This is a genomic window from Kitasatospora nipponensis, assembly GCF_039528135.1.
In the GTDB taxonomy this organism is placed as follows: Bacteria; Actinomycetota; Actinomycetes; order Streptomycetales; family Streptomycetaceae; genus Kitasatospora; species Kitasatospora nipponensis.
In genome coordinates, this window is the sequence record NZ_BAAALF010000411.1 from 1 (window position 1) to 1,955 (window position 1,955).

Here is a 1,955-nt window from a genome sequence, read left to right on the forward strand (position 1 = left end):
TCAGTCCTTGTCGGTTCCGCCGGGCAGCTGGGACTGGATGAGGTTCATCACCGAGGAGTCGGCCAGGGTGGTGGTGTCGCCGACCTCGCGGCCCTCGGCGATGTCGCGCAGCAGGCGGCGCATGATCTTGCCGGAGCGGGTCTTCGGCAGCTCGCTGACCACCTTGATCTGCTTGGGCTTGGCGATCGGGCCGAGCGTCCTTCCGACGTGGTCGCGCAGCTCGGCGACCAGTTCCTCGCTGTCGGTGGCGGTCCCGCGCAGGATGACGAAGGCGACGATGGCCTGTCCGGTGGTGGCGTCGGTGGCGCCGACCACGGCGGACTCGGCCACGGCCGGGTGACCCACCAGCGCGGACTCGACCTCGGTGGTGGAGATGTTGTGACCGGAGACGAGCATGACGTCGTCGACCCGGCCGAGCAGCCAGATGTCGCCGTCGTCGTCCTTCTTGGCACCGTCACCGGCGAAGTAGCGGCCCTCGAAGCGCGACCAGTAGGTGTCGATGTAGCGCTGGTCGTCACCCCAGATGGTGCGCAGCATGGAGGGCCAGGGCTCGGTGAGGACGAGGTAGCCGCCGGAGCCGTTGGGGACCTCGCGGGCTTCGTCGTCGACGACGGTGGCGCCGATGCCGGGCAGGGCGCGCTGGGCGGAGCCGGGCTTGGTGTCGGTGACGCCGGGCAGCGGGCTGATCATCATGGCGCCGGTCTCGGTCTGCCACCAGGTGTCGACGATCGGGGCCTTGCCGGCGCCGATGTGCTCGCGGTACCAGATCCAGGCCTCGGGGTTGATCGGTTCGCCCACCGAGCCCAGGACCCGCAGCGAGGAGAGGTCGAACTTGGCGGGGATGTCGTCTCCCCACTTCATGAAGGTGCGGATCGCGGTGGGGGCGGTGTAGAGGATGGTGACGCCGTACTTCTGGACGATCTCCCAGAAGCGGCCCTGGTGCGGGGTGTCGGGGGTGCCCTCGTAGATGACCTGGGTGGCGCCGTTGGCCAGTGGGCCGTAGACGATGTACGAGTGGCCGGTCACCCAGCCGATGTCCGCGGTGCACCAGTAGACGTCGGTGGCGGGCTTGAGGTCGAACACCGCGTGGTGGGTGTAGGCGGCCTGGGTGAGGTACCCGCCCGAGGTGTGCAGGATCCCCTTGGGCTTGCCCGTGGTGCCGGAGGTGTAGAGGATGAACAGCGGCTGCTCGGCCTCGTGCGCCTGGGGGGTGTGCTCGGTGGACTGGCGCCCGGTGGCCTCGTGCCACCACACGTCACGGCCCTCGGTGAACGCCGTCTGCTGGCCGGTGCGCCGCACCACCAGGACGTGCTCGACCTGCGGGCAGCGGGCGAGTGCCTCGTCGATGGCGGGCTTGAGCGCGGTGGGCTTGCCACGGCGGTAGCCGCCGTCGGCGGTGATCACCAGCTTGGCGTCGGCGTCCTGGATCCGGGAGGCCACCGCGTCGGCCGAGAAGCCCCCGAAGACGACCGAGTGGGCCGCGCCGATGCGGGCGCAGGCGAGCATCGCGACGACGGCCTCGGGGATCATCGGCAGGTAGATGGCGACCCGGTCGCCCTTGGCCACACCGAGTTCCAGCAGCGCGTTGGCGGCCTGCGAGACCTCGTCCTTGAGCTGGGCGTAGGTGATGGACCGGCCGTCGCCCGGCTCGCCCTCGAAGTGGATGGCGACCCGGTCGCCGTTGCCGGCCTCGACGTGGCGATCCACGCAGTTGTACGCCACGTTGAGGGTGCCGTCGGCGAACCACTTGGCGAACGGCGGGTTCGACCAGTCCAGGGTCTCGGTCGGCTCGATGGCCCAGCTGAGCCGGCGGGCCTGCTCGGCCCAGAACCCGAGACGGTCCTCGGATGCCTGCGCGTACGCGGCAGCGGTGACGTTGGCGCCGGCGGCGAGCTCCGCGGGCGGAGCGAACCGCCGCTCCTCCTTGAGCAGGTTGGCCAGGCTCTCGTTGCTCA

1 protein-coding gene is annotated in these 1,955 nt (G+C 70.3%); it reads right to left on the reverse strand.

The genetic code is table 11. From position 1 onward, the window contains the following. The coding region (gene acs, locus ABD323_RS40725) for an acetate--CoA ligase (protein WP_344447152.1) at nucleotides 1-1,955 on the reverse strand (1,955 nt) is incomplete at its 5' end.